The organism is Acinetobacter sp. YH18001, from assembly GCF_013416975.1.
Classification (GTDB): Bacteria; Pseudomonadota; Gammaproteobacteria; order Pseudomonadales; family Moraxellaceae; genus Acinetobacter; species Acinetobacter pseudolwoffii.
The window spans coordinates 1-25,368 of sequence record NZ_VPEU01000040.1; the positions used below are offsets into that span (position 1 = coordinate 1).

Consider the following 25,368-nt stretch of genomic DNA (forward strand, 5'->3'; position numbering starts at 1 on the left):
ATCTCTTGCGCTAAATACTCCCCAAAGTTAATAAATTAAATATTTGAATATTAAATACTTATTTATTTAAATAAAAATTTCTATTGGAAAGAAAAATATAAAAATTAATGAAAACTCCCTGATTTAAAATATATTAACTTGAGCTATTTTATTCAGCTTTTCCCAGAAATATCAGTTTCAATTTTCTGTAAAAAACAATTCAATAGATGAGATTTTACGCATTATTTCAATGAGTTCAGCGATAATTCTAATTTTTTATCTAACTTAAAATTTGGGAAAGACGCTAAAAACCACATTTGTACCGAAGTGCAGCCAATCAACTCCCCTGGAACTCAATATTTAAAAAACGATTAAAGCTGGATAAATAAAATTTCAATACTCATAGCTCCCAATACCGCCTAGAAACCAATTATTCTATGCGGTAGCGGAATAACGTTATTTATGCACTGATTTGTTCATCACGTTTAAATACCAATTCACCTTTAAGTGAACTATCGGCATCAAAATAATAGCCATCGGTATTGAATGCTGTGAGTTCTTCGGCACGTTCAATTCTATTTTCAACAATAAAACGTGCCATCAAACCACGTGCTTTTTTAGCATAGAAACTAATCACTTTATATTTGCCATTTTTCTGATCCAGAAATACTGGCTTGATAATCTCTGCCTGAATTTTGCGCTCGTTCACCGATTTATAATATTCATCAGAAGCAATATTCACCAAGATCTCAGACTGGGCTGCGGCTAAATCTTGATTGATCAGATCAGTGATGTGATGTGCCCAGAACTCGTATAAGTTATGCCCGCGAGAATTGGCCAATTTGGTTCCCATTTCCAGACGATAGGGCATCATCAGATCCAAGGGACGCAAAAGCCCATATAAACCAGACAACATACGCAAACGCTGTTGTGCAAAGTGCAGATCTTCCTGCTTGAAGCTATAAGCATCCAGACCGGTATAGACATCTCCTTTAAAGGCAAAAATAGCCTGACGTGCATTGGCTAAATTAAAATCTGGTTGCCAGTCCTGAAAACGTGCTGTATTTAAATTGGCAATTTTTTCACTGACACTCATCAAACTGGAAATTTCTGTTGCAGAAAGTGTGCGACAAGCTTTGATCAAATCCTGCGAATGTTCTAATAATCTGGCTTGAGTAAATTGGTCAGTGGGTAATGGGGTATCGTAATCGAGCGTTTTGGCTGGAGAAATTAAAGCGAGCATGGCAACCTGGTCAAAAAATGATTAATCAAACTATATCAGTCTGCTTATTTTAATTCCAATTCATGTTTTTATTCACCATAATCGTTAAAATGCGCGATTCTCCTGTTAATCATCGGTATTTATATGTCCGAGCAAATTTTCCTTCAAGGACCTGCGGGTCAGATTGAAGTTTTTGTGGATTATCCTCAGGGTGAAGTGAAAGGATTCGCGGTAGTTTGTCACCCCCATCCCTTGCAAGGTGGTACGCCCCAACACAAGGTTCCCGTTCTATTGGCACAAATGTATATGGAACGTGGCTGTGTTGTGTATCGTCCGAGTTTTCGCGGTTCTGGTCAAAGTGAAGGTATACACGACGAGGGCTTCGGTGAGACGGATGATGTATTAGAAATCATTCGGTTTGCTCGCAGTCAGCATATTGGGCTGTCTTTTTATGCGGGCGGTTTTAGTTTTGGTGCGCATGTCATGGCAAAGAGCTATGCAGCCTTACCTGTAGAACTGCAACCCAAACAAACTATTTTATGTGGCCTGCCAACTGCAACCGTTGCCGGTATTCGCCATTATGTTACGCCAGCAATTAAAGGTGATATTCTGTTCATTCATGGTGAGGGTGATGAAGTAACCCTGCTGTCGGATATGATTGAATGGGCAAAACCACAGCGTCATTTAGTGACCGTATTGCCTGGTGCCAATCATTTCTTTACCGGCTATTTAAAGCAATTGCGGATTGCAATGACTCGCTACTTAGCGCTTGGCTAGATAATACAACCCATCAGATGATGGGTTTTTTATTAAAAGACAAAATCGTCTGCAAAAATTTCATACATCACAGCCCGATATTTAGGCTTATCGATGTAACGGATAATTTTTCCGCCCAAGCGGTCTGCAATTTTACGGCTAGCCCAGTTTTCTTCTGCTACCGGATAGCTTAAGACTTGAAGCCCTAATGTATTGAAAGCATAGGCCACAATACAATGCACTGCTTCATGTCCATAATGATGACCATGCGCATTTTCACGGATCCAAATACCGACTTCAGGTATTTCATCATGAAGTCGATGTAAACCACATAGTCCAATAAATTCTTGTGTTTCAATATGACGGATCACAAATACATATTCTTTATAATCGGTCATATTTTCCAGCCAATTTTGCCAGACTGTTGCAAATTCCTGTTCAGATTCTGGTGGGTCCCACGCCATAAAACGTGTCAGACTCGGCGTAATTGAAGCATAAGTTTCTTTGGCATCGGCTGATTTAAAACAATTCAGGATCAGGCGTTTACTTTGCAATGTAGGCAAAGCTGATTGAGTCTGTTGAATTAGCTCTTCCATTCAAACTCGCTAAAGCTTTCCTGCTCTTTTAGAGAGGTTTCCACTGCCTGTGCAAGCTGATTAAGCAAACTTCTTTCGGTGATACGATCCAGCCAGTCCTGTTCTTCTTCAGGATATGAGGCAATTTCACAGACCAGATGCCCTTGTTCATCTCTGGTTTCACAACTCACAGATAAGGGCAAAGCATGTTCATCCACGCTCACGGCAACCTGAGCACCACTTTGACTTAAGGTCTGAAAGCCATGTTTACCTAATGTTTCGGCAAGAAAATGCGCTACATATTCCTGGGTTTCCTGACCATCCTGGGGTTGCTGGCTTCGTGTATTGGCCATGAATTTTAATTTTCGCATCGCTACATCCTAATGGCTTTTTTCTTGTATGGGTTTAGCATAAGCAATATAAACAAAACAGCCAAGCAAAAGCTTGGCTGTTTCACATAATTTTAAAAATTATTCTGAAACTTGAATAGGCAAACCTGCAATTGAGGTCAGTTCTGTAAAGGTCGGGAAACTGGTGGCTACCGTTTCCGTACCGACAATCTTGATCTGCTCCGAATTACGTAAACCGGCAATCGAAAAACTCATTGCAATGCGATGATCATGATGCGATTCAATTTCACCACCGGTAAAGATTGGCGACCAGTCACCTGATTTGCCCTTCCCTTCGATAATAATGCCATCTTCAGTTGGGGTACAGTCAATGCCCATGGTTTGCAGGCCATCTGCCATCACCTGAATACGGTCCGATTCTTTTACGCGAAGCTCGGCAGCACCGGTCAAAATCGTCTGACCTTCGGCACAGGCAGCAGCAATAAACAGCGCCGGGAATTCATCAATCGCCAATGGCACCTGATCTTCAGGCATATGAATGCCTTTAAGCGTACGCGTACCACGAATACGGATATCTGCAATCGGTTCACCGCCAGCAATGCGTTCATTTTCAACGGTAATGTCCGCACCCATCTGTTTCAGGATTTCGATCACGCCAGTACGGGTCGGGTTGATACCAACAGCCTCTAAGGTCACATCCGAATTTTCAGTAATCGCAGCGCCGACCATAAAGAAGGCCGCAGAAGAAATATCAGATGGCACCTGGATATTGGTTCCGACCAGCTTTCCACCACCTTGTAATGAAATACGATTGCCTTCGGTTTTCACCTCATAACCAAATGCACGCAACATACGCTCAGTATGGTCACGGGTTGGTTCAGGTTCAGTCACTGCAGTTTCGCCATTTGCCCATAGGCCCGCCAGCAAAATACCTGATTTTACCTGCGCTGATGCCATTGGCAAATCGTACTGAATGCCTTGTAGTTGCTGGTTGCCTGTAATCGAGACAGGCGGAGTTCCACGTTCACCCGTGGTCTGAATCAGTGCACCCATTTCACGTAAAGGCTTGGCAATACGTTCCATTGGGCGTTTAGATAGGGATGCATCACCGGTCATCACTGAATCAAATTTCTGCGCTGCCAGCATACCGGACAGCAAACGCATTGAAGTACCTGAGTTGCCCATATAAATGGCAGACTGTGGCGCTTTAAGACCATGCATACCGACGCCATGAATGGTGACTTCACCATTTTTAGGGCCTTCGATGCTGACGCCCATATCACGAAAAGCCTGCAAAGTTGCCAGTGCATCTTCACCTTCAAGGAAACCAGTCACATGTGTTGTACCTTCAGCGATGGCACCAAACATGATCGAGCGATGTGACACAGATTTGTCACCTGGCACGGTAAATTTACCTTGAAATGTCTTGGCACCCGGCTGAATGGTAAATTGTTGTGTCACTTTATTTTTCTCCATGAAAGGTTTCTTGGCGAGCATATGGTTGAAATGCTGGCGAGCTGCCTGCGCATGACCCAATAAGCCCATCAATGCTTGGGAATCTTCATCTTCGATCAATTTGCGAATAATCGCGAGCTGCTGTTCAAAGCCATCTACGGCATTCAGAACTGCTTTTTTGTTGGCAAAAAAGATGTCATGCCACATTTGTGGATCACTGGCGGCAATCCGCGAGAAATCGCGGAAGCCACCGGCAGCATAACGAAATATGTCTAAGTTGTCTTCACGTTTGGCCAGCTGTTCAACCAAGTTGAATGCCATGAGATGCGGAAGATGACTGGTATGTGCCAGCACTTCATCGTGCTTGTCCACATCCATGCAAATCACTTCGGCTTTGGCCGCTTGCCACAGTTGAATCAGCTTCTCCACGGCCCAATCGCTACTGCTTGGCAGTGGCGTCAAAATTACCTTGTGATTGGCAAATAGATCGACTTTTCCTGCATGTACACCGGTATGCTCTGCACCTGCAATCGGATGACCCGGCACAAAACCTGCTGGAAGCTGGTCACCAAAGACCGCTTTAGCCGCATCGACCACATTACCTTTGGTACTTCCCACATCAGTAATAATGACATTTTCCGTCAAATACGGCTGAATCAGCTCAAGTACTTTTTGTGTGGCACGTACCGGCAAAGCCAGAACAATCAGATCTGCACCTTTGACTGCATCTACAGGATCGGCATAGCCTGCAGAAATCAGACCAAGTGCCTTGGCATCTTCCAAAGTCTTGGACGAACGTGTCGATGCCACAATGTCATTGGCCAAGTGCTCGGCTTGAATGACACGCGCCAGACTTGAACCAATCAGTCCAAGCCCGATAAATGCAACTTTTTCAAACAATGGCTGCGACATGAATTAAGCTTTTGCCTCTAAACCCAATACTGTAGCAAGCGCGCTTAAGAATTTCGCGTTTTCTGCTTCAGTACCAATCGATACACGAATGTGGCTGGAAATACCGACCGGACGTACAATCACCCCTTGTTTCAGCAAACCGTTGAAGGTTGCTGCTGGGTCTGCCTGTACATCAACCAGAATAAAGTTAGCACGAGAAGGCACATAGTTCAGACCCAAAGCCTTAAAACCTGCTTCAAGTTGAGCCATACCGGCTTTATTTACTTCGCGAGAACGCGCGATAAAGTCTTCATCTTTCAGTGCAGCCACCGCAGCGACCATGGCCAAATGATTGACGTTAAATGGCTGACGAATACGGTTTAAATAATCGGTCACTTCAACCGATGCCAAGGCAAAACCGACACGCAGTGCAGCCAGACCATAGCACTTCGATAAAGTACGGCTGACAATCAGATTTGGATATTGTTGCAGGAATTTCAGGCTATTGAAATTTTCCGGGAAATATTCCACATACGCTTCGTCTAGCACCACAATTACATTTGCAGGGACTTTTTGCATGAAAGCTTCAAATTCAGCTTCTTCGAACCAGGTTCCGGTCGGATTGTTTGGATTGGCAATGAAGACGAGTTTGGTATTGTCCTGAATTGCTGCTGCCATCGCTTCAAGGTCATGTGAAAAACCTTGGGCAGGTACTTCAATCGCTTGTGCATTAATGGCTTGAGTGACCAGTGCATAAACCGCAAATGCGTGCTGGCTATATACCACAGAATCGCTTGAAGAAACGAAGGCACGAGCAAACATTTCTAGCAAGTCGTTTGAACCATTGCCCAGCGTAATCTGATCATGATTAAAACCAAACTGAGTTTTAATCTGATCTTTCAGGATAAAGCCACCTCCATCTGGATAACGGCCAATTTCAGCAATTTCCGCAGCGACTGCTTCTTTGACTTTATCTGAACAACCCAGTGGATTTTCATTGGATGCCAGCTTGACGATATCGGTAAGACCCAACTCACGCTCAAGTTCACTGATCGGTTTACCTGGCTGATATGGCTTTAATTTTGAGATGCCTGAATTGGCTGGAACAAACGACATTTTAGACTTCCAATTTTAGGTATAAAACAGTGGTCAGCACCCTCGCCCTGACCACGGATAGCTGACTTAAAGTACAGCTGCAGGATATGAACCGAGCACGCGAACTTCTTTCACCAAAGGACGAATTTCTGCAATTGCAGCTTTGACATGTTCCTGCTCAATATGACCTTCAAGATCAATGAAGAACACATAAGCCCATTTTTCCGGAAGTGCTGGACGCGTTTCAATACTGGTCAAGCTGATATTGTGCTTGGCAAATGGCGCCAGAATTTCCAGCAATGCACCAGCACGGTCATGTGCAGAAATCAGTAATGAGGTTTTATCATTGCCACTTTGAGGCACTTTTTCACGGCCAATTACCAAGAAACGTGTGGTATTTTCCGGATTGTCCTCAATATTGCCATGCATAATTTCAAGATTATAAATACTCGATGCAATTTCAGAAGCAATCGCAGCAGAATGCCATTCATTTTGAATACGGCGCGCAGCCTCAGCATTAGAACTTAAAGCCACACGTTCTACACCCGGATAATGCGCGTCTAGCCATTTACGACATTGCGCCAAAGTCTGCTGATGTGCATAAATCTGTTTAATACTGTCTTTACGGGTATTTTCAGAAATCAGAAATTGATGATGAATCGGCAATTCAACTTCGCCAATCACATTCAGGTTCGAAGTTTTAAAACAGTCTAGGGTATGATTGACTACACCTTCAGAGGAATTTTCCACCGGCACCAAACCATAATGGGCACTGCCCGCCTCGACTTCACGGAAGACTTCATCAATTGTCGGTAAAGGTCGAACCACCGCATCATGACCAAAGTGCTTGAGTACCGCAGAATGGGTATAGGTTCCGACTGGCCCTAGAAACGCAATACTTTGCGGCGCTTCAAGCGCAAGACAAGCGGACATAATTTCACGGAACAGACGCGCCATGGTGGTATCCGACAATGGCCCTTCATTACGCTCCATGACATTGCGCAACACCTGTGCTTCACGTTCTGGGCGGTAAAACAGTGGACTTTCTTCTGAAGCAAACTTTGCTTTTGCAACTGCTTCAGCCAAACGTGCCCGGCGGTTAATCAATTGCTGGATTTGCTGATCAACAGAATCGATATCCTCACGAATTTTTGCCAAATCAAGAGAAGTCGTGGTGTTTTGATCGTCGTTGATCATTGTTATGTCGCCCTTCATAAACCTTATCTGTTCAGTATAACAATAGTGAGCTTTAAAATGTTACGCAATATGACATTGCTAGATTAAGTCTTAAAAACAGACAGTTGGTTTTAACCACTCATCGCTTTTAGTCATATCTGGTAACATTTAGTTCAGCATTTTGGCTTGATTTACATTATCAAATTGTAAACTTAGCCTCTCCATCTTAACTGATTTTAATGAATATGAAATATCACTATTTCTTAATCTATATAGCGGTTTTAAGCATAAGAAAATTAAAATAATAGCTTTGTACATGTCTTTTTTGACCTATTAAAATCTGAGATATCTTTCACAATAAAATGCACGCTCCTCAAGCTCATTTCTCTTATTTAATATTGATTTTCCTAGATTTTTTACATGAAATTACTACTCTGTTACAAAGCAGAGACGTTTTTTCAACCTTTAACAGCTAGTCTAATTTAAATCATGAGTTGGGGGGATCAATCATGCCAAAAAGAATAGCAGTACTTATAACAAATAATTTTGAAGACCAAGAATACCTAGAGCCAGTGGCTGCCTTGCTGGCTGCCCATCATAGCGTCTGCAATATCGAACTTAACGCAGGCAAAGTGGTCTATGGGCTGCATGGCTGTTCTGCCGTGACCATCGACCGTGGCATCGAACAAATCAGTATTGATGACTTTGATGCCTTGCTGATTCCAGGGGGCGAATCTGCGGTTTCTCTCTCTACCGATGTTCGGGTGCTACAGTTCATCCATGCCTTCAATCAGGCCAAAAAAGCTATTTTCAGTTTATGTGATGCATCCTTATTACTGTGTGAAGCAGATGTGCTGAAAAATCGGATTATTACCAGTATCCGGGCGCATGCGAGTCGCGTACAGCATGCGGGTGGAACCTATTATGATGTAGAACTGGTAAATGATAATAACCAGTTGATCTCATCGCGCCTGCCCAACGATCTGCCCATTTTTATTCATGAATGTTTGAATGTCTTAAAATCATAAAATTTAAAATAGAATCACTGTCTCTTTGCTATACTTTGCCTGTAAAAAAAGAGTCCTTAACAGGACTCTTTTTTTATCAATAAATTAACGTCCTAACAGACCACGCGCTACAATTTCTTTCATGATTTCATTGGTACCACCATAAATCCGTTGAATACGGGCATCGACAAAGAAGCGTGAAATTGGATATTCAGTCATGTAGCCATAACCACCAAAGAGCTGAAGCAGATTGTCAGCAATCTTCATCTGCATATCGGTAGAAAAACTTTTCAATGCCGCTGCAGTTTCGACATCCAGTTTCCCTTGCATATAAAGCTCAAGATTCTGGTTATAAAAAGCTGCGGTCGCCAATTCATCAATTTTCGCTTGTGCCAAAACAAAACGAGTATTCTGGAATTGACCGATGGCCTGACCAAAAGCCTGACGCTCTTTCACATATTGCGTGGTCACATCAATAGAACCACGAATTGCACCCAAGGCTGTTGCTGCGATGGCGGTACGCTCACGCGGTAATTCCTGCATCAAATAAGTAAAACCCTGCCCCGGTTGACCGAGTAACTGGTCTTTCGGCACCTTGACATTGTCAAAGAACAGTTCCGAAGTATCTTGCGCATGCAGGCCAATTTTGTCCAGATTAGTGCCTTTTTTAAAGCCTTCCAGATGCGTGTCGGCCAGTAACAAAGAAACGCCTTTGGCACGCGCTTGCGGATCGGTTTTGACTGCCAGTACCACCAGGTCGGCATGCTGACCATTGGAAATAAAGGTTTTTGAGCCATTTAATACATAGTAATCATCCTGCAAGATGGCACTGGTACGCATGGCTTGCAAGTCTGAGCCGGCACCTGGCTCGGTCATACCAATCGCACCGACCACTTCACCGCTCACCATTTTCGGCAACCAGTGTTTCTTCTGCTCTTCAGTTCCAATGTGCAAGATATAGGGTGCAGCAATATCCGAATGACAGGACAATCCTGTAGAAATGGCACTGTATCCGGCACGTGCAGACTCTTCAATCAGCATCAATGAATAATCGGTTGGCACCCCATAGCCGCCATATTCCTCCGGAACATCGACACACAAGAAACCATTTTCACCAAGTGCATTCCAGACTGAACGTGGCATCAGGCCTTCGCGTTCCCATTGTTGATAATACGGTGCGACATGTTCATTCATAAAGCGTTTAAAATTGTCGCGGAATAATTCTAGATCGGCATCGTAGGCAAGCATTCTGTTGTCCTTATACTGTTTATCGTTTTATTTCCTGTTCACAGACTATCCACTTTCAGCTTGCCTGTCATGTACTGCTCTTGATCTTTTTACTAACTTCACAGTCAGATAAAAACAAAAAAAGGAAGCCGAAGCTTCCTTTTTCCTAGCCAAAACTGGAATTAATGCGCGTTATTGCCTTCTTGCGCCATTTTTTCATCAATTTCTGCCGGATTTGCCAATGCATAGTTCAGCTTGTCCATATCCAGCTGACCTACCCATTTTGCAACGACTAAAGTCGCCAGAGAGTTACCTACCAGGTTCGTTAAAGCACGAGCTTCAGACATGAAACGGTCAATACCAAGAATCAATGCCAGACCTGCCACAGGAATATTCCCTACAGCAGCCAAGGTTGCCGCCATCACAATAAAGCCTGAACCTGTTACGCCTGCCGCACCTTTAGAAGAGATTAACAATACCAGCAGCAGTGTAATTTGATGTGACAAATCAAGTTGCGTATTGGTTGCTTGCGCAATGAAGATCGCAGCCATGGTCAAGTAAATTGACGTACCGTCCAGGTTAAATGAATAACCCGTTGGAATAACCAGACCGACAACCGACTTCTCGGCACCTGCAAGTTCCAGTTTCTTCAGCATACGAGGTAGTACCGATTCTGAAGAAGATGTACCCAATACAATCAGCAGTTCTTCGCGAATCAGGCGAATCATCTTCATGATACTGAAACCCGCAAAACGCGCAATTGAACCCAGTACGATGAAAATAAACAGTACGCAGGTGATATAGAAACAAATGATCAACTGTGCCAGCTGAGCAAGCGAACCAATACCATATTTACCAATGGTAAAGGCCATTGCACCAAATGCACCGATTGGCGCAAGTTTCATTATCATGTTCACAATATTGAAGAATACATGTGAAATCTGGTCGATGAGTTTCAGGACTGGCTTGCCTTGATCACCCAGCTTATGCAGCGCGAAACCAAAAATGATCGCGAACAACAGAACCTGTAGAATTTCGCCTTCCGCAAATGCGCCTACCACCGTATTTGGAATGATATTCATCAGGAAGTCGATCGTCGACTGTGACTCACCTGTAGCGACATATTTGCTGATGCCCGTGGTATCCAGTGATGCAGGATCAACGTTCATGCCTACACCTGGCTTGACGATGTTAATCACCACCAGACCGATGACTAACGCAATCGTGGAGACGATTTCGAAGTAAAGTAAAGCAACACCACCAGTTTTACCCACTGATTTCATGCTTTCCATACCCGCAATACCGCTGACCACGGTACAGAAAATCACCGGTGCGATGATCATTTTGATCAGGCGGATAAATGCATCACCCAGCGGTTTAAGCTGTTCACCCAAGCCAGGAACATACTGTTCTACACCATTGATAATTTGCGTACCACTCGGCGAGAAATGCCCGACCAGAATACCTGCAATAATAGCCACAATCACCTGAAAATACAGTGACTTATAAATCGGTTTTTTCGCCATAATAAATCTACTTGAACGATATCTGAAAATAAAAAGACCATTTTGAGAAATGCACTGATCTGTTCATCTGCTCTGAAGATGAACTGGATCAAATCTCAATAGGCTCAAGAGAATGTTCAAAATGAAAATCAGCCACGCATTCAATCTGACGCGCAGCATCAGACCAAAGTATTAAATGGGAGAAAGAGATTAAGAAAACTTAAACAAACTCTAAAAATTGTCTGAATTTTACTGAAAAATCCCATTAAATGTGCATAAAGTCTTATGCAATTGCCTGCTTTTTGCTCGCATTGAATTAGACATTAGTCGATAATCAGATTTAAATGCCTGTTTTCCGTATACTGAAAGCTTTGTTAATTTTAGACCCTCCTCATTGACCCCAATATTTGCTGCAAGCTGTATAAGTTATGAATACCAAAAGAAATATTTATAAAGATTTCGAACATCCCTTTGCCCAATATGTACGCATCGTGGGGAAAGGAAAAAATGGCGCCCGCTCCCTCAGCTATGATGAAGCCTATCAAGCCTTTAGCATGATTCTGAAAGATGAAGTGCTCGATGTGCAGCTAGGGGCGTTCTTGATGTTATTGCGGGTCAAAGAAGAGTCTGTAGATGAGTTAGCCGGTTTTGTTCAGGCCACACGCGACCAGCTTGACTTTAAGCAGCTGGATGTCGATCTGGACTGGTCCTCTTATGCAGGCAAGCGCAAGCATTATCCATGGTTTATTCTGGCAGCACTGACGTTGGCCAAGCATGGTTATACTATTGTGATGCATGGTGCCGCTGGTCATACCATGAACCGGGTTTATACCGAACAAGTGTTAACTTGCTTAGGCTATCCAATCTGTCAAAATGATGATGAAGTGGAGCAGCAATTACAGCAACGACATTTTGCCTATATCCCGCTAGAGGTGATTTCTCCGATTCTGGCAGATCTGATTGGCCTACGAAATGTAATGGGACTGCGCTCCCCGATTCATACGCTGGCTCGTTTAATTAACCCGTTTAATGCCAAAGCAACGCTGCAAGCAATTTTCCATCCGGCGTATCGGGGTTCGCACCAACAGGCGGCTTTCCGCTTAGGTTATAAAAATAGTGCGGTGATTAAAGGTGAAGGGGGCGAATTTGAGCGTAATCCGGATGCCAAAACTTTGATCTGCGGTATTAAAGATGGCGAACTGTACGAATATGAACTACCGAAACTGACTGACAATCGTAGTCCGGTTGAGGAAGAACTGGATCTGGCCTTATTTAAAGCAGTATGGGATGGTCAGCAAAGCCATGAATATGGCGAGATTGCGGTTACGGAAACCATGGGCATTGCGTTGTATAGCATGGGTGCATGTAAAAGCTATGAAGTTGCGATGCAAAAAGCCAAAGAATTATGGGTGAATCGTCACACCGTTTAAACTTTGAAATGTGTAGAAAAAAAGCATTGTTCCTTCATTGAACAATGCTTTTTTAAATATCTTTCGACTGACTCGACCTCAGTGCTTAGACAAAACGAATTGGCTTGAATTCCGGTTCATTCTTGTGATGATCATCATCACATTCCTCGCCTTCTTCTTTAGTACCGCGATCGATAAAACCGCTGCGCTCATTTTCAGGCAAGTTTTTCATTTCCCAGGCATAGACTGCCTGCATACAAGTCTGGCGTTGTTCCTGAGTTAGGGCTACACCATTTGGCCACTTTCCAATTTCAATTGCTGTTCTTAGGCGTTCAACAATCTCAGGATTGAGTACGGCAAGCATTTGTTCAATATTCATGATTTAATCCTGCTTAAAATAATCAAAGTCCTGATTCCACCCCAGTTTGGTTCGACAGGCATTATAAAAGTCATAGCCCGGTGGATGCAGAAGATTCAGTTTAAAGGGATGCTTGCGAATATGGACGCTATCGCCAACATTCAAAGACACACTGTGTTGTCCATCCGCACTGACCATCGGCAGTACGCGATTTTCACGAATCAGTAATTTAATTTCGCTGTGTCCACCGACCACAATCGGGCGTGAAGACAAGGTATGCGGATGCATCGGCACCAGCGCAATCGCATCCATACTCGGATGGACAATTGGCCCGCCCCCAGAAAGTGCATAAGCCGTAGAGCCGGTCGGCGTCGATACAATCAGGCCATCACTGTGCTGACGATAGACATACTGTCCGTCAATATTCAGTTCAAAATCGATCATATGCACCGATTTTCCTGAATGCAGTACCACATCGTTCAGTGCAATCGCATCGTAAATCACTTCGCCTTTGGAGCGAATTTCGACTTCGAGTAAAAAACGTCGCTCAGTCTGAAAATCACCTTTTAACACCTGATCCAACTTAAAGATGACTTCGGTTGGCTTAATGTCGGTTAAGAATCCCAGACGCCCCCGGTTAACGCCGATCACAGGAGTATTGTACTTGACCAGTGCGCGTGCTGCATGCAAAAGCGAACCATCCCCTCCTACCACAATGACCAGATCAACGACTTCACCAAGTAAAGCACGACTGACAGTTTGGGTATTGTTATATGGAACGAGTTCAGCTGTCGCTGCATCAAAAACAGGATGTAAGCCTAAATTCAGAAGATGATCATGAATAAGACATAAGGTTTCAACCACCGATGATTTATCAGGACGTCCTATTAACCCGATATTTCGAAAGGTTTTATGGGAAATTTGCACCAGTGTCGTCGCTCCGCTACGGATCTTGCATATCATAGCATTAAGCTATACCTGGATGATAATTTATAACAGGATGCTAGCTCGTCGCAAATTATTTGAAATATATTTGAATTAAGGAGAAATTGTGGGCTTTGATTTTAATTTTAAGCGCATTTATTGATTAAATATTGCAAAATGATTAAAAGCTTCGCATGATTAGCACAATTTCACAGGATCTTATAAGTATTTATGAAATCTGAACGTGGCATGGGGTTTTTTGCCTTAATTTTCTCGATTTTAGTCATTTCCATCTTTGTCGTATTTAGTATTTACCTGATTAAATTAGATAATATTGTACGCGAAAAATTTGAAGGTCAACGCTGGGATATTCCGGCGAAAGTTTTCGCACGTCCAATGGAAGTGTACGTCAATGCCCCAGTCAGTCAGCAGGATTTCCAACAAGAATTAAAATTACTCGGTTATAAAAACTCGGATAGTTATGCCAAGTCGGGCAATTTTGTCACTACGGGAAATACTTTATATGTACATACCCGTGGCTTTGATTTTGGTGATCGGGTTGAACCGGAACAAGTTCTGAAAGTGAGTTTTAATGCTAACCAAGTGACTGAGGTCAGCGCCACCAAGCCATCTTCTAGCGGTATTGCCCGACTGGAACCCTTATTGATTGGTGGAATTTATCCACAGCATAACGAAGACCGGGTACTGATCAAACTGAATAAAGTGCCTAAACCATTGATCGAAGCGCTCATCGCAACTGAAGACCGTAAATTCTATGAACACCATGGCGTATCTCCACGCGGTATTGCACGTGCTGTTGTCAGTAATATTACCGGTGGCAAACGTCAGGGTGGCTCGACTTTAACCCAGCAACTGGTGAAAAATTTCTATTTAACGCCTGAGCGTACCTTAAAGCGTAAAGTCAATGAAGCCTTTATGGCCATGCTGGTTGAATTACATTATGACAAGAATGAAATTCTGGAAGCTTATCTAAATGAAGTGAATCTCGGCCAAAATGGTAACTATTCAATTAATGGTTATGGCTTGGCTTCTCAGTTTTATTTTGGTCTGCCACTGCGTGAACTGAATATTTCCCAGCAGGCTTTTTTAGTCGGTCTGGTACAAGGCCCGAGTCTATATAACCCATGGCGTAATCCTGAAAGTGCGAAAAAACGCCGTGATATCGTCCTGAATAATATGCTGGTGATGGGCTATCTAAGCCAAGAACAATATGAAAAAGAAACCGCACGTCCATTGAACGTGATTTCAAAACCAACCTTGGGCCCTGCACGTTTCCCGGACTTCCTGGATATTGTGCGTCGTCAATTACGCACTGACTATCAGGAAACTGACCTGACCAATCAGGGTCTGCGTATTTTCACCACGCTGGATCCTTTGGCTCAAACCCGAATTCAGGACAGTTTTAAGCAGACAGTCGCACGTTTAACCAAATCTAATCCGGGCCGTTTAAAAGACTTGCAGGGTGCAGTTTTGGTATCGCATCCGGAAAATGGTGAACTGGTTGCAGCAGTCGGCTCGACTCAAGACTTTACCGGTTTTAACCGTACAGTAGATGCCAAACGTCAGGTGGGTTCATTATTAAAGCCTGTGATTTACCTGAGTGCACTGGAATCAAATCGTTACCATTGGGCCAGTCCGATTGAAGACAGTGAAATTAGTGTACAAAGTGATGGTAAGACCTGGACGCCGAAAAACTACAGTGGCCGTGGACATGGTGTCGTACCGATGTCACAAGCGCTGTCACAATCCTATAACCTGTCTACTGTACGTTTAGGACAAGAATTTGGTCTGTCTACCTTTATTAATCATCTGAAAAAATTTGGCGTCACTTCCGATATTCCATCCTATCCGTCTATTTATTTAGGTGCGGTGGATATGTCGCCAATGGAGGTGATGAATATTTATGGTAACTTCGCCACAGGTGGCTTTAAATATCCAACCAAGTCAATTCGTTCTGTGGTCGATGCCAATGGACGGATACTCGACCGTTATAGCTTAAGCGTACAACCGACCATTGACCCGGCTTCAGCCTATGCCCTGAATTATGGCCTGCAACAGGTCATGTCGAGTGGTACAGGCCGCGCAGCTTATAACAGTCTGCCGAGTAATCTGAATCTTGCAGGTAAATCAGGCACCACCAATGATAGCCGTGATTCATGGTTTGCCGGTTATTCAGGTAACTATATGACGGTGGTCTGGCTCGGTCTGGATGACAATAAAGTCACTGGCCTAACCGGTTCCTCGGGTGCTCTTCCGGTCTGGATCAATGTCATGAAACAGCTCCGCCAGAAACCTGTCAATCTGCCACAACCCAATGAAATTCAATGGCATTGGCTGGATCGTTATACCGGTCATTTATCTGCCCAAGGTTGTGAAGGTGCCATGTATATTCCGATTTCACGTCATGCCTTGCCAAATCAGGCCACCGCCTGCGGTATCTCCCAATATGTGACTGAACCTTACGATATCGATTCAGAACCTCAGTCATCTGATGCCGAACAGGACGATATCAGTCGTTATATACAAGAAAGTGAAACAGAAATAGAACGAGATCTCGCGAATGAAACCCGTATTATCTCGAGTGGAAGTTATAGCCATTAATTGAGTCTATGTTTATGTTACAAAAAATCATCCCTGGCCTGCTCATCCTCAGTTTGGTGGGCTGCCAAAGCTTTCCTGAGCCAGAGCCAGCTGCTCCAGCCAAACCTGCAACAGAAAAGCCTAAACCACAGACCCCAGACGGCGTCGTGATTACGCCTTATGACCGTCCTGAAATCAAACGCCAGAAAATTGTAATTCCTGAGCAAAAGCCTAAAAACCAGAAATTTGATGATGGCCGTAATCTGCCTGCTTTCAAGCGTCTTATGCAGCAAACCCAGCAGGCCTATGCCAAACAGCAATTTTCTCAAGCTGAAACCGCAGCTGTACAAGCCCAACGCCTAGCACCTCAAGCGCCTGAAACTTACCTGTATTTAGGTATGATCGCTAATCGTAAAAATCAAGCTACACGTGCAGATGCATTTGCCTTGCGTGGCTTGAGTTATGCACAATCGAATGCGATGAAGAAACAGCTTTGGCAGGTCCGTTTAAAAGCAGCACAACAGCAAAAAAATACCAAAGCAATTCAAAACGCCCAGCAGGCTTTAAAAGGACTTTAGTCTCTGTCTAAATGCTTACTAATGGAAAGCAGCTTACCTAGATATTGCGTATACCGGCAATACCGTAAGCATGCTGGCTCTGTGCATAGCTCAGATCTTCTGTTTTCAGCCCGCCCAAAGCGAAAACCGGAATCTGTACCTGTGCTGCCATCTGTTTAAATTGTTCCCAGCCTAGTGGCGAAGTATCCGGGTGCGTTTGTGTTGCAAGTACAGGACTGAGCAAAGCCGCTTCACAGCCCACCTGCTCAGCCTGCTGTAATGCCGCCAGATCATGACAGGCTGCAATATAACGATAACCTCGCATCAACTGGCCGGGTTGCACAGCCATTAATTGCGATTGTTTCAAGTGAATGCTTCGAATCGTTTGCTGCTGTAATTCATTGAGCTGTGACCAGAGTTCCTGATTAATCATGAGCTTGGAAAGCTGTTCAATCGGAAGCTGTTGTAATTGTATGACCCGTTCAGGTGTGATTTCAACGCGCCAATATAGCATCTGATCTGGATCAAGTTGATGTAAAATCGCCAGATCATCTGCGATCTTGATACGTTGTGGCCATTGCAGCTTTTGCAGCATGGACTGGTTGGCTTTGGGAAAATTCAGACTGCTCAGCTGTTCACGCGCATACCAGCTCCAGGGTGGTTGAATTCCTGACAATTGTGACTCAGACACTGACGCATGAAATATATGTAGGTTGACAATGACATCTTCATATTCATGACAGATAAAATCGAATGCATGCCACTGATCCAGATCAATCCCGACCTCTTCCAGCACTTCACGTCGACAGGCTTCAACCGGTTGCTCACCCGATTCTACTTTTCCACCTGGAAATTCATATTTGTTGCCTTGATGCTGACTGGCTTCTCGCCACCCCACAAGCACTTGATTTTTATAAAATAAGATTGAAATCGCAACATGAATATTGGGTTTAGACATCATTTTACTGCACTCGAAGTTTTACAGATTGTAAGCAAATTGCTCTATTTTATAAATTACAGAATTATTCATTGACAGACCTATTCGATAATGATTATCATTTAAATCAATCCAAAACAGATACCACGGAGTCGATGGAATGAACGCACCTTTTAGCTTGTTTAGCCGTAATAACGATAGCCATCATGCACTACCCATGCTGCACTCAAATAATCTTTTCGCACTTGGGCGTGAAATTAGAATCATGCATGCTGGTGAAGAATACCGTTTACGCCTGACCCGTAATAATCGCCTGATCCTCACAAAATAACGATAACACTCTAATCATAATAAACGTGGGAACCAGCAGTATGAATCAGCGCATACTGCTTTTTTAGCGAACTGAATTACGATTTGGCAAAACTGAGTACAACTTTCAGTCCGCCCAAATCAGAGGCCGCAATCTCAATTTCTGCTGCGTGTAATTGCATGATCTTACGACAAATCGACAGCCCCAAACCCGATCCTGAGGTACGTGTGCCTAAAGCACGATAAAACCGTTCTCCCAGATGTACCAATACTTCCCTTGCTATGCCTGTTCCCGAATTTTCAATCACTAAGCGCAAACGCCCTGCGGCATCAACATCTGTTTTTATCTCAATCCTACCTTGTTCTGGGCTATAGCGAATTGCATTATCCACCAAGTTACGAATGCAGCTAAAAATTAATTCTGCATTTGCCATGATCTGGCCATCGTCTATGCTCAGCTGCCATTTGATCTGTTTCTCTGCGGCAAAAGGCTGCAAGGCCTGTAATACCTCCTGAACAATCATTTTCAGATTTACGGCCTGTTGCGGCAACTGCTCTGCTTTTTCAGGATCCAGACGTGCCAATAAGAGTAAATTCTCCAGCACTTGCGTACCACGATTGACATCATTTTGAATCAGTTGCAGGGCTTGCGGCAACTGGGCATCATGCTGATATTGACGTTTCAATACCTGCAAACGCATCTGAATGGCAGAAAGCGGCGAGCGTAATTCATGCGATGCATCGGCAGTAAAGCGCTGTTCGGCCAGCAGTGATTTTTCCAGCCGATTCAGCATGGCATTTAACTGCTGCACAATTGGTTGCAATTCCGTGATTTCAGGATCTGGACTGTTGACCGGACTTAAATCTTCGGCCGACTTGGAACCTATGGCGCGGGAAATATTATTTAGAGGTTGTAATTGACGTTTCACGACCACATGTAAAATCAGCCATTGCAATAACCAGAGTATCAGTAAAATTCCGGCAAAACTGAAGGTGGTTTGCCATAACTCGTTAAAACGTACCGATAAAGGCTGCAGTACTTTGGCCTGCAAGCCATCCTCTTTAGCAGTTAAAATCCGGATAAAACGGCCATTTTCATAAGCAAACTGAAAGCCACTGTGTTCATTAACCCGCACACTGTTAATCAAATCATCATCGATGGACGTGGTCAAAATATCCTGATTGAGCAATAGCGCATATTGAATATCGAATTGCTCGCTGATTTCATCGACCTGATCACCTTTGGCCTGTCTGATATCACCAAGTAAGAGCTCGGAAATCTGTTCCATCAAATCATCATGCAGCTGAATGGCTTGATAACTTGAAACCCCGAGTAACAGCAACCACGCCAACAATCCTGCCAGCATGGAGCTCAGCATGGCATTCTTGATCAGGCGAGTTTGCAGGGAGACTGGTGCAGACATATTTATGCCTCGGGTTTATGCATGCGATAACCCAAACCACGGATGGTTTTAATCATCTGGCTGCCAATTTTTTTACGTAACTGGTAAATAAACACTTCAATGGCATTACTTTCAATTTCATCCCCCCAGGCATATAGCGATTCCTCCAGTTGCTCGCGGGTAATGACATGTTCCGGCTGCTGCATCAGTTTATATAAAATCTGAAATTCTTTCGCAGTCAGATCAATCGGCTGTCCAGTCTTGTTCAGGGCCTTGGCCTGGGTATCCAGACTTAAATCCTGCCATTTCAGAATATGATTTGGCGTTTGCTGTTTCAGTCTTAACTGCGCGCGCACCCTGGCAGAAAGCTCTTCCAGACTAAAAGGTTTGACCAGATAATCATTGGCACCCAAATCCAGACCTTCAACCCGGTCATCAATACTGTCCCGGGCAGTAATAAAAATCACCGGTGTATCTTTCTGTGTGCTGCGTAAGCTTTTTAGAATGTCATCTCCAGTCGCATGTGGTAGTCCGCGATCCAGTAATACGCAGTCATATTGATGCTGTTCGATGGCCAAAATGGCATGATCGCCACGCTCGACCCAGTCAATCACATAGCCGTCCATTTCCAGCCAGGTCTGAATACTTTCTGCCTGAGACTGATCATCTTCTGCCAAAAGAATACGCATGCTGTGCTCCGCTTTGCCAATCTCTCTATCTTGCCCTGAAAAATCTCCAGACTCAAAAAAACCACATGCTTTTTTGTATGATTTGCATGTGGTTTTTTACAGTTTTTGAATCCAGAGCAAGCTTCAGATTCAATTCATCTGCTCATATTAGAATTAGAAACGAAGCTGCTCGACATCAATTTCAACTCGTTTTGCCGGTTTATAGTCAATATCCACTTCACCGATAATGGTCACTGGCGTTTTGGCTGAAATCGGTTTGCCTTGCCACAGTTCATCATCAATTTCTACGGTAATGCTGCCTGTGCTGTCACGGAACTGATATTTTTCATCACCAACCGCTTTAACCACATAGCCTTTAAGCTGAACCTTGCTATCATCTTTCATGCCCAAGGCCTGTTGCACTGTCATCGTTTTCGCAAAAGCAGCCTGATTTACCACGGGTTGATTCACGGCTTCATTACTTGCAACTGCGGCTGTCGCAATTGAACCCATCAGTGCGGCTGCTAAAACTGTATTCATCATCATTTTCATGGCGTATACCTCTTTGTGTATCTGTGCTTTGTTTCGATAATGCTATTAAAACAGCCGAAGATGAATTGAAACTTAAGATTGCTTCATCTTTAAAAATTAATTTAAAGGTACCACTCTCAATACTTCTTCCAGTGTGGTCATTCCTTCTACGACCTTACGCGCACCCGCGATACGCAGCGGTTCTACCCCTTCTTTTTTTGCCTGCTGGCGTAGCTGGTTTAAGTTAGCGTCGGCCCCAATCAGCTGCTTGGTTTCCAGACTCAGGGGCATAAATTCGTAAATACCAATCCGGCCTTTATAACCGGTATGACGGCACTCCTCACAACCTACGGCTTTAAAAACAAATTCCGGACGCGGTAAAGGATAGTCTGCCGCCAGATGCTGCCATTCCTGTTCATTCAGGAAGCTTTCCTGCTTGCAGTGTGGGCAGAGTTTACGCACCAGACGCTGCGCCAATACCCCGAGAATGGTGGCTGCGGTCAGAAAAGGTTGCACGCCCAGATCATGCAAACGGGTCAGACTCGACGGCGCATCATTGGTATGTAGGGTAGATAACACCAGATGCCCGGTGAGTGCCGCCTGGATCGCCATATTGGCCGTATCCTGATCACGAATCTCACCGACCATGATAATGTCCGGATCCTGACGCATCAGCGCGCGCACGCCATCGGCGAAGCCCAGTTCAATACCATTATTGACCTGCATCTGGTTGAAACTCGGTTCCAGCATCTCGATCGGATCTTCAATAGTACAGACGTTGACCTGTTCCGTCGCCAGCTGCTTCAAGGTCGAATACAGTGTTGTGGTTTTACCAGAACCAGTTGGCCCGGTGACCAGAATGATGCCGTGACTGTGACTGGTCAGATTATTCCAGTCATTGAGTAAATGCCCTTCAAAACCGAGTTGCTGAAAACTTCTGACCAGAACTTCCGGATCGAAAATACGCATCACCAGTTTTTCGCCAAATGCGGTCGGCAAGGTCGACAGACGCAATTCGGTTTCCTGTCCTTTCGGCGTTCGGGTTTTCAGACGGCCATCTTGTGGCTTGCGCTTTTCTGCCACATTCATCCGGCCCAGAATCTTGATCCTGGAAATCACCGCTGTCAGCGTATTGGCCGGCATGTTATAAATGGTATGCAACACCCCATCGATTCGAAAGCGAATCTTGCCCGTACCTTTGCGCGGTTCCATATGAATATCACTGGCACCCTGCTCAAAGGCAAATTGCAGCACCCAGTCCACCAGTTTGACAATATGCTGGTCATTGGCATCCGGATTTTGCGAATCACCCAGTTGCAGCAAGGCTTCGACGCCTTTGTTTTCCCGGTCATAGGCCGAGGATTTTTGTGAGCCACTGACTGCACGGCTGACCTGATAATATTCGACAATATATCGTTGTAACTGTTCTGGATTCAGCAGCACCCGTTGGATTTTTTTCGGGGAAATATTCTGTTCAAGATTAGAGACCCATTCAGTCTTATACGGCTGATCGGTCGCGATCAGAACTTTATCGGCCTGAATCTCAACGGCCAGAATATGGTTACGTAGTGCATATTCCTGTGACATGACATGGGTCAATGCCTGTACGTCCGCTTTTAAAGGATCGATGATATAGAACATTAATCCAGTTTTTTCGGCCAGCCACTGACATAAGCGGTTCAAGGTCAATGTGGTTTGCGGATGGGATTGATCAATAAGATTGAAGTTGGCCAGCCATTGTAAAGGATGCCATTTTAATTGTTCACGTTGACGATGGGTGGTCTGTACCAGCATCCGGTCACGTTCACTGATTTTACCATCTTTAAACAGTTGGTCTAAACACCAGGCAGTATCAATTTCAAAGTCAAATTTCATTGTTATCAATCCCCAAATCTGCCTTCACTATAACAAGTTTTTGTTATTTTTCGCATTAGCCAGTTAGCAATGTCAGTGACTTTTTCTGAATGGATTTAAAAATACTGGGATGCCTCGACCGTTATTCAATCTTTACTGTATTTCCAGCTTGCCGCGCTCTAGAAGAATCGCCTATATTTCAAACAGCATGTTTTGTTAGGTGGCTGAGGTGAAACTTGGATTTTAGCGCGGTACCCCTGAATAGCAGTAGCTCTTTTCAGGAGCTTCTGGCCATCCTGACGGCGGCTTTAGGCTGTGGCTTGTTAATTGGCCTGGAACGAGAGCGTCATAAACAACGTGAACATCAACCCAGTTTTGCCGGTTTACGCTCTTTTGCCATCTGTGCCTTATTGGGTGCGCTATGCTTCCTGTTCGGTATGAGTATTGGACTTGCCGGTGCGCTGATTGTGGGTGGCATGGTGATTTTTTCAATCCGAAATCAGCCTGAAGATCCTGGCATTACCACAGAACTCGCCTTTCTCATGACGTATTTTATTGGGGCAATCTGTCTTTGGAATATCCCTTTGGCCGCAGGGCTCGCGGTCATGCTGACGACTATTCTGATGGCCAAACACTCCCTGCATAATATTGCCGGACAATGGATTACCGAAGCAGAGTTTAGAGATGGGCTATTATTACTTGCCCTGATTCTGATCGGCCTGCCACTAACACCCGACACGCCTTTATGGGGAGAAGTCCTCAACCCGCATCTGATCTTGAGACTACTCACTCTGATTCTGGTGGTACAGGCACTTGCTCACGTGGCCAAACGGCTTTTATCCAGTAAAAATGCCCTCATGCTATCCTCCCTCGCTTCAGGTTTTGTCTCCAGTACCGCAACCATTGCCCATTTAGGTCTACAGGTGCGCAAAGGTGAGGTCGATGCTAAATCCAATGCAGGCGCAGCACTCATGTCCTGTATTTCGACCCTGATACTGTTATTTATTGTCGTTGGAGGGGTGTCGTGGAGCTGGCTGAAAATTCTGATTTTACCCTCCTTGGTTGCGATGGCCATTTTGGCTGCTTGTGCATTTCTGCTATTACGTAAAGCCAAGCCAGCGGAGAACTGTGAAAAAGAAGAAGATAGTCAGATGTTTAGCCTGAAGGAGGCGGTAATTATTGCCGTCACCTTGACATTGATTCAGGCTGGAATTTATGGGCTAGAGCTATTACTAGGAGATGCGGGTTTGCTGGCAGGTACCTTGTTCGCATCTTTATTTGAAATTCATGCCGCAATGGCAAGCGTGGTCATTCAAGGAGATCCATCCAATACCCGGCTGATCTATGCCCTGCTTTTGGGGCTGGGCGCACATGCTGTAGCCAAGTCAGTCAATGCTGCTGTAACAGGTGGTTTCAAATTTTCCCTGTACTTTGCGCCAGTACAGATTTTGCATATGGCGGTGTTGATTGGTATTTTGTGGTGGATGACATTTTGATTGTTAAGTATATTTAAATAGTTAATTTTTATATATTTTGCAAATTTAATTTTGATATTTATTCGCTATAATTAGTCTGCTTTATTTTAAAAAACAATTTTATTACTACGATTTTTTATAGGGATTTTTATGAAATTTAAGAATTTATCACTCGCAGTTTTTAGTGCATTCATGCTAAGTGCTTGTGGTGGGGGCTCATCTTCTGATTCAAACCCTGGTACAGGTACAGGTACAGGTACAGGTACAGGTAGCCTTAATCTTACCACCCCATCATTTCAACAATGGACTACATTTTTTGTTGATGAATATTCTGATGAAACTTTAGATTATGAAATTGAGCAAAATACTTTTGATCAAGGAAACTTATACTTTAAAGTCGAAGAAACCACAGGTTGGGATGAGAGCAATACATTCTCTTTAACCGAAAATGGATTATACGATACAGGTAATATGCATCCTAAATATGGACAGTTAAATGGAATAATAAAAACAAATGCCACTACATGGCAACTAGCACCCTACTCCTCTATTAACTCAAAAGATCTTCAAACTATAATTAAATTTAAAGAAATTGATATTAGTGGTAAAAATATTGCTCCAATACTTAGTCCCAATAATTATTTAACACTTAAATATAATTTACTTGATACCTATACAATGGGGGAGTTAGGTGAAAAATTCTACACCTTAACAAGTAATGCAAAATTCCCAGCAAACTCAAAATGTATTCAATTTCAAGATATTTCAAATTCAAAAGAATATATTGAGTTATATAAATATTCACTTGAAGAAGATATACAAGATTACTTAAAAACAGAATGGGCCGATGTATCCACTGATAGTAAAAACTATTCTAAAAAAACCTTTAAAGATGCAATTGCTTATTTAGATCTCCGAGAAGATCAGCAATGGGGTCTAGCAGAATATAAAAGTAAATATTATGAAGTGGATTACCATCCAGCAGGAAGTGAAATATGCAAGAGATCTATCCAGTACCCGAAGATTTTAAAAAAACAGCACGTACGCTTGAAGACCAGTATTTCGAACGTTATCAACATTCCATCGAGCAGCCAGAAGCATTCT

The 25,368-nt window shown here is 43.7% G+C and carries 23 protein-coding genes; 8 read left to right on the forward strand and 15 right to left on the reverse strand.

What is annotated here, in order from left to right:
* Positions 1-439: 439 nt before the first annotated feature.
* The gene (gene yaaA, locus FTV48_RS11510; RefSeq protein WP_180000414.1) at positions 440-1,222 is read right to left on the reverse strand and encodes a peroxide stress protein YaaA; all 783 of its coding nucleotides are present in this window, start codon (positions 1,220-1,222) and stop codon (positions 440-442) included.
* 123 nt (positions 1,223-1,345) lie between these two features.
* Here yaaA and FTV48_RS11515 point away from each other — a divergent pair, with 123 nt between their 5' ends.
* Complete coding sequence (locus tag FTV48_RS11515; RefSeq protein WP_005097454.1) at positions 1,346-1,978, forward strand: alpha/beta hydrolase; 633 nt, start codon at positions 1,346-1,348, stop codon at positions 1,976-1,978.
* A 32-nt stretch (positions 1,979-2,010) separates the two neighbouring features.
* Here FTV48_RS11515 and FTV48_RS11520 read toward each other — a convergent pair whose 3' ends face one another.
* The 5 genes from FTV48_RS11520 to pheA all read right to left on the reverse strand — a co-directional run bounded on the left by FTV48_RS11520 (position 2,011) and on the right by pheA (position 7,520).
* The gene (locus FTV48_RS11520; RefSeq protein ID WP_005170234.1) at positions 2,011-2,553 is read right to left on the reverse strand and encodes a GNAT family N-acetyltransferase; all 543 of its coding nucleotides are present in this window, start codon (positions 2,551-2,553) and stop codon (positions 2,011-2,013) included.
* The gene (locus FTV48_RS11525) at positions 2,541-2,903 is read right to left on the reverse strand and encodes a hypothetical protein (protein WP_180000416.1); all 363 of its coding nucleotides are present in this window, start codon (positions 2,901-2,903) and stop codon (positions 2,541-2,543) included. The genes FTV48_RS11520 and FTV48_RS11525 overlap by 13 nt, the downstream gene beginning before the upstream one ends.
* Before the next feature lie 99 nt (positions 2,904-3,002).
* A complete protein-coding gene (locus FTV48_RS11530; RefSeq protein WP_159138605.1) occupies positions 3,003-5,249 on the reverse strand; it encodes a bifunctional prephenate dehydrogenase/3-phosphoshikimate 1-carboxyvinyltransferase in 2,247 nt (748 codons plus the stop codon).
* A gap of 3 nt (positions 5,250-5,252) precedes the next feature.
* On the reverse strand, positions 5,253-6,344 hold the full coding sequence (gene hisC, locus FTV48_RS11535; protein ID WP_180000418.1) for a histidinol-phosphate transaminase: 1,092 nt from the start codon (positions 6,342-6,344) through the stop codon (positions 5,253-5,255).
* 66 nt (positions 6,345-6,410) lie between these two features.
* A complete protein-coding gene (gene pheA, locus FTV48_RS11540) occupies positions 6,411-7,520 on the reverse strand; it encodes a prephenate dehydratase (protein WP_005097461.1) in 1,110 nt (369 codons plus the stop codon).
* 488 nt (positions 7,521-8,008) lie between these two features.
* On the opposite strand from pheA, the gene FTV48_RS11545 reads away from it, so the two are divergent.
* The gene (locus FTV48_RS11545; RefSeq protein WP_005097462.1) at positions 8,009-8,527 is read left to right on the forward strand and encodes a DJ-1/PfpI family protein; all 519 of its coding nucleotides are present in this window, start codon (positions 8,009-8,011) and stop codon (positions 8,525-8,527) included.
* Between the two features lie 84 nt (positions 8,528-8,611).
* Here the strand turns inward: FTV48_RS11545 and FTV48_RS11550 are convergent, their stop codons facing one another.
* Together FTV48_RS11550 and FTV48_RS11555 are read right to left on the reverse strand one after the other, a co-directional pair.
* Positions 8,612-9,754, reverse strand: coding sequence for an acyl-CoA dehydrogenase family protein (locus tag FTV48_RS11550; RefSeq protein WP_180000420.1), 1,143 nt, complete (start codon positions 9,752-9,754; stop codon positions 8,612-8,614).
* 161 nt (positions 9,755-9,915) lie between these two features.
* Positions 9,916-11,259: a dicarboxylate/amino acid:cation symporter gene (locus FTV48_RS11555; protein ID WP_180000422.1), complete on the reverse strand. Its 1,344-nt coding sequence runs from the start codon at positions 11,257-11,259 to the stop codon at positions 9,916-9,918.
* A 407-nt stretch (positions 11,260-11,666) separates the two neighbouring features.
* Here FTV48_RS11555 and FTV48_RS11560 point away from each other — a divergent pair, with 407 nt between their 5' ends.
* Positions 11,667-12,668 carry a glycosyl transferase family protein gene (locus tag FTV48_RS11560; protein ID WP_074383310.1) on the forward strand — a complete coding sequence of 334 codons (1,002 nt, stop codon included), beginning with the start codon at positions 11,667-11,669 and terminating at the stop codon, positions 12,666-12,668.
* A gap of 85 nt (positions 12,669-12,753) precedes the next feature.
* Here the strand turns inward: FTV48_RS11560 and FTV48_RS11565 are convergent, their stop codons facing one another.
* Together FTV48_RS11565 and FTV48_RS11570 are read right to left on the reverse strand one after the other, a co-directional pair.
* Positions 12,754-13,026, reverse strand: a complete 273-nt coding sequence (locus tag FTV48_RS11565; protein ID WP_005097466.1) for a YeaC family protein — start codon at positions 13,024-13,026, stop codon at positions 12,754-12,756.
* Between the two features lie 3 nt (positions 13,027-13,029).
* A complete protein-coding gene (locus tag FTV48_RS11570; protein ID WP_005097467.1) occupies positions 13,030-13,968 on the reverse strand; it encodes an NAD(+) kinase in 939 nt (312 codons plus the stop codon).
* 192 nt (positions 13,969-14,160) lie between these two features.
* On the opposite strand from FTV48_RS11570, the gene mrcB reads away from it, so the two are divergent.
* Together mrcB and FTV48_RS11580 are read left to right on the forward strand one after the other, a co-directional pair.
* Entirely contained in the window at positions 14,161-16,551 is a 2,391-nt protein-coding gene (mrcB, locus tag FTV48_RS11575; RefSeq protein WP_100355683.1) for a penicillin-binding protein 1B, read from the forward strand.
* Between the two features lie 14 nt (positions 16,552-16,565).
* Positions 16,566-17,108, forward strand: coding sequence for a hypothetical protein (locus FTV48_RS11580; RefSeq protein ID WP_005170216.1), 543 nt, complete (start codon positions 16,566-16,568; stop codon positions 17,106-17,108).
* A 37-nt stretch (positions 17,109-17,145) separates the two neighbouring features.
* On the opposite strand, the gene FTV48_RS11585 is transcribed toward FTV48_RS11580, so the two are convergent.
* Positions 17,146-18,045: an NUDIX domain-containing protein gene (locus FTV48_RS11585; protein WP_180000424.1), complete on the reverse strand. Its 900-nt coding sequence runs from the start codon at positions 18,043-18,045 to the stop codon at positions 17,146-17,148.
* Positions 18,046-18,184: 139 nt separating this feature from the next.
* Between FTV48_RS11585 and hemP the strand changes: the two genes are divergently transcribed.
* The gene (gene hemP, locus FTV48_RS11590; protein ID WP_005170213.1) at positions 18,185-18,355 is read left to right on the forward strand and encodes a hemin uptake protein HemP; all 171 of its coding nucleotides are present in this window, start codon (positions 18,185-18,187) and stop codon (positions 18,353-18,355) included.
* A gap of 76 nt (positions 18,356-18,431) precedes the next feature.
* Here hemP and FTV48_RS11595 read toward each other — a convergent pair whose 3' ends face one another.
* The 4 genes from FTV48_RS11595 to FTV48_RS11610 form a co-directional block, all read right to left on the reverse strand.
* Positions 18,432-19,757, reverse strand: a complete 1,326-nt coding sequence (locus FTV48_RS11595) for a HAMP domain-containing sensor histidine kinase (protein WP_180000426.1) — start codon at positions 19,755-19,757, stop codon at positions 18,432-18,434.
* A 2-nt stretch (positions 19,758-19,759) separates the two neighbouring features.
* Positions 19,760-20,425 (reverse strand): response regulator transcription factor, encoded by a 666-nt coding sequence (locus FTV48_RS11600; RefSeq protein ID WP_180000428.1) that lies wholly within the window; start codon positions 20,423-20,425, stop codon positions 19,760-19,762.
* A 153-nt stretch (positions 20,426-20,578) separates the two neighbouring features.
* Complete coding sequence (locus tag FTV48_RS11605) at positions 20,579-20,956, reverse strand: NirD/YgiW/YdeI family stress tolerance protein (protein ID WP_005170210.1); 378 nt, start codon at positions 20,954-20,956, stop codon at positions 20,579-20,581.
* A gap of 96 nt (positions 20,957-21,052) precedes the next feature.
* Complete coding sequence (locus FTV48_RS11610) at positions 21,053-22,810, reverse strand: GspE/PulE family protein (protein WP_159138612.1); 1,758 nt, start codon at positions 22,808-22,810, stop codon at positions 21,053-21,055.
* Between the two features lie 215 nt (positions 22,811-23,025).
* On the opposite strand from FTV48_RS11610, the gene FTV48_RS11615 reads away from it, so the two are divergent.
* A complete protein-coding gene (locus FTV48_RS11615) occupies positions 23,026-24,285 on the forward strand; it encodes an MgtC/SapB family protein (RefSeq protein ID WP_180000430.1) in 1,260 nt (419 codons plus the stop codon).
* A 129-nt stretch (positions 24,286-24,414) separates the two neighbouring features.
* Positions 24,415-25,368: hypothetical protein (locus FTV48_RS11620; RefSeq protein WP_257222959.1), on the forward strand; the 954-nt coding region annotated here is incomplete at its 3' end.

Coding starts and splice junctions, on each gene's coding strand:
- yaaA (WP_180000414.1), bottom strand. CDS start 1,222: ATGCTCGCTTTAATTTCTCCAGCCAAAACGCTCGATTACGATACCCCA.
- FTV48_RS11515 (WP_005097454.1), top strand. CDS start 1,346: ATGTCCGAGCAAATTTTCCTTCAAGGACCTGCGGGTCAGATTGAAGTT.
- FTV48_RS11520 (WP_005170234.1), bottom strand. CDS start 2,553: ATGGAAGAGCTAATTCAACAGACTCAATCAGCTTTGCCTACATTGCAA.
- FTV48_RS11525 (WP_180000416.1), bottom strand. CDS start 2,903: ATGCGAAAATTAAAATTCATGGCCAATACACGAAGCCAGCAACCCCAG.
- FTV48_RS11530 (WP_159138605.1), bottom strand. CDS start 5,249: ATGTCGCAGCCATTGTTTGAAAAAGTTGCATTTATCGGGCTTGGACTG.
- hisC (WP_180000418.1), bottom strand. CDS start 6,344: ATGTCGTTTGTTCCAGCCAATTCAGGCATCTCAAAATTAAAGCCATAT.
- pheA (WP_005097461.1), bottom strand. CDS start 7,520: ATGATCAACGACGATCAAAACACCACGACTTCTCTTGATTTGGCAAAA.
- FTV48_RS11545 (WP_005097462.1), top strand. CDS start 8,009: ATGCCAAAAAGAATAGCAGTACTTATAACAAATAATTTTGAAGACCAA.
- FTV48_RS11550 (WP_180000420.1), bottom strand. CDS start 9,754: ATGCTTGCCTACGATGCCGATCTAGAATTATTCCGCGACAATTTTAAA.
- FTV48_RS11555 (WP_180000422.1), bottom strand. CDS start 11,259: ATGGCGAAAAAACCGATTTATAAGTCACTGTATTTTCAGGTGATTGTG.
- FTV48_RS11560 (WP_074383310.1), top strand. CDS start 11,667: ATGAATACCAAAAGAAATATTTATAAAGATTTCGAACATCCCTTTGCC.
- FTV48_RS11565 (WP_005097466.1), bottom strand. CDS start 13,026: ATGAATATTGAACAAATGCTTGCCGTACTCAATCCTGAGATTGTTGAA.
- FTV48_RS11570 (WP_005097467.1), bottom strand. CDS start 13,968: ATGATATGCAAGATCCGTAGCGGAGCGACGACACTGGTGCAAATTTCC.
- mrcB (WP_100355683.1), top strand. CDS start 14,161: ATGAAATCTGAACGTGGCATGGGGTTTTTTGCCTTAATTTTCTCGATT.
- FTV48_RS11580 (WP_005170216.1), top strand. CDS start 16,566: ATGTTACAAAAAATCATCCCTGGCCTGCTCATCCTCAGTTTGGTGGGC.
- FTV48_RS11585 (WP_180000424.1), bottom strand. CDS start 18,045: ATGTCTAAACCCAATATTCATGTTGCGATTTCAATCTTATTTTATAAA.
- hemP (WP_005170213.1), top strand. CDS start 18,185: ATGAACGCACCTTTTAGCTTGTTTAGCCGTAATAACGATAGCCATCAT.
- FTV48_RS11595 (WP_180000426.1), bottom strand. CDS start 19,757: ATGTCTGCACCAGTCTCCCTGCAAACTCGCCTGATCAAGAATGCCATG.
- FTV48_RS11600 (WP_180000428.1), bottom strand. CDS start 20,425: ATGCGTATTCTTTTGGCAGAAGATGATCAGTCTCAGGCAGAAAGTATT.
- FTV48_RS11605 (WP_005170210.1), bottom strand. CDS start 20,956: ATGAAAATGATGATGAATACAGTTTTAGCAGCCGCACTGATGGGTTCA.
- FTV48_RS11610 (WP_159138612.1), bottom strand. CDS start 22,810: ATGAAATTTGACTTTGAAATTGATACTGCCTGGTGTTTAGACCAACTG.